Raw genomic sequence first — 1807 nt, 5'->3', positions numbered from 1 at the left:
AATAGTTAACTGAGAGTTAAACTGAAGTTGCTTTACAAGATAGCAATACGAAATGATAAGTAACTTTAATAGATAAAAATTTCACGATAAGGGGTATATAAAGTATCTTGTAAAGCGTGGTTTTAAACGTAAGGATATCTGTATATGTTTAGGTTAGAACTTAAAGGTAATCCTTTAAATCCATTATGCTTTTGCAAAAGAGGACTAGTGTGAAATGAAGTTATTTTCTTGTAGTGAATGGCTTTCATTCTTCTATGTATATTAATAAAAGTAATGAAAGCTTGTTGATGGCAAAGATTATATTATCAATGTTTGCTTTATGTTTTTTAGGAAGCCAATGTTTTTATTTCATTTAAGTATTTGAATGTGTTTTAGCTAGTTCGCTATTGCAAAGTAGATTGGAGGAATAATAAATGGAGGTTTTTCATTCTGGAGAGCGTACTGTACACGATTTACTAGGTGTACAAAAGATTGCAAACTCTGCAAGTACAATGATTCAACAGACACTCCCAAAGAAGTTCATGAATTTTCTCAATGGACAGAATTCATTCGTGATGTCTTCTATGGATCAAAGAGGAAGAGTTTGGAGTTCATTTTTAGCAGGAAATCCTGGTATCATACAAGCTATTGAAGCCGACATAGTTAAAATCAATACAAAAATAAACGAAGGTGACCCTTTATTTCTAAATATTTTACAACATAAAGAAGTAGGGATTTTAGTAATTGATTTTGCTTCCAGAATAAGAATACGAATAAATGGTAAGGTTTCGATAGTTTATCCAGATGGAAACTTTGAAATCAAAATTGAACAAGTATTCGGTAATTGTCCTAAATATATACAGGCGAGAAGATTCGAATATAAAGCTGTTGAAGAAATTGTAAATAAGAAACTTCATCCGCTTAACACTTTAAATAAAAAGCAACAGAATTGGATTAGTGAATCCGATACTTTTATTATTGCAAGTGCAAGTTTTGAGGGAAAGATGGACATTTCCCATAGGGGTGGGATGCCAGGATTTGTTCATGTCATTAATGAAAAATCAATTATATTTCCAGATTACTCAGGAAACATGTTGTTCAATACCTTAGGAAATATTGTTCAAAATCCCAATGTGGGGTTACTGTTTTTTGATTTTAATACTGGTGGTACATTACAAATCACAGGAGAAGCAAGTATCATTTGGAACATTGATCAGGATATTCTCTCAAAGTTCCCTGGTGCACAACGTTTAGTACAATTTCAAATACTTGAAGTACTGGAAGTACCTTGTTATGAATCTTATAATTGGGAGTTCTTGAATTATTCTACTTTCAATCCAAAATAGAAAAGGCGGGAAAATAATATGCAAATTAATATCACTGTTACAGAAGCGGCTATTAAACATTTCGAAAGTTTAGAGACTAAATATCCTAACCATTTTCGATTTCTACAATATGAAATGGGAGGCTGCGGGCGTCCATTGGATGGGGTTGTAAGAATACAATTAATTAAATCAGATGTAGGTTTCGAAGAAATTCAAACAAACTGGAAATCATTTTATATAAACAAAGCCTCTTTAGCTTTTCTTGATGATAATTTAACTATTGATTTCTTTGAAGGATTTCAAATTAGAAGCTCTAGTCAAACTTATAGTCACAACATCCCTTTAGAAATTGAAAAATAAGGGTACTCACTGTTCAATATATAGAAATTTTTAAGCTGAAAGGTGAAATAAATCATATATAGCCAACGAAATTTTTGTAAGGGAAAGGCTATAGGACATTAAATATACCCACTAAGCAAAATTATTATCGAATCTCAAGTAAC

General features: G+C 31.4%; 2 protein-coding genes. Both read left to right on the top strand.

Annotation, left to right across the window (positions count from 1 at the left end; all coding sequences use genetic code 11):
* Positions 1-413: 413 nt before the first annotated feature.
* Positions 414-1325: a pyridoxamine 5'-phosphate oxidase family protein gene (locus tag ACQGSG_RS28735; protein WP_000451621.1), complete on the top strand. Its 912-nt coding sequence runs from the start codon at positions 414-416 to the stop codon at positions 1323-1325.
* A gap of 18 nt (positions 1326-1343) precedes the next feature.
* Positions 1344-1664 carry an iron-sulfur cluster biosynthesis family protein gene (locus ACQGSG_RS28730; protein WP_001166648.1) on the top strand — a complete coding sequence of 107 codons (321 nt, stop codon included), beginning with the start codon at positions 1344-1346 and terminating at the stop codon, positions 1662-1664.
* Positions 1665-1807: the final 143 nt, after the last annotated feature.

Origin of the sequence: Bacillus sp. GMa5/1 (assembly GCF_050172015.1) — a bacterium.
GTDB classification, from domain to species: Bacteria; Bacillota; Bacilli; order Bacillales; family Bacillaceae_G; genus Bacillus_A; species Bacillus_A cereus.
This window is presented reverse-complemented; position numbering and strand designations above follow the sequence as displayed.

Coding starts and splice junctions, on each gene's coding strand:
- ACQGSG_RS28730 (WP_001166648.1), top strand. CDS start 1,344: ATGCAAATTAATATCACTGTTACAGAAGCGGCTATTAAACATTTCGAA.
- ACQGSG_RS28735 (WP_000451621.1), top strand. CDS start 414: ATGGAGGTTTTTCATTCTGGAGAGCGTACTGTACACGATTTACTAGGT.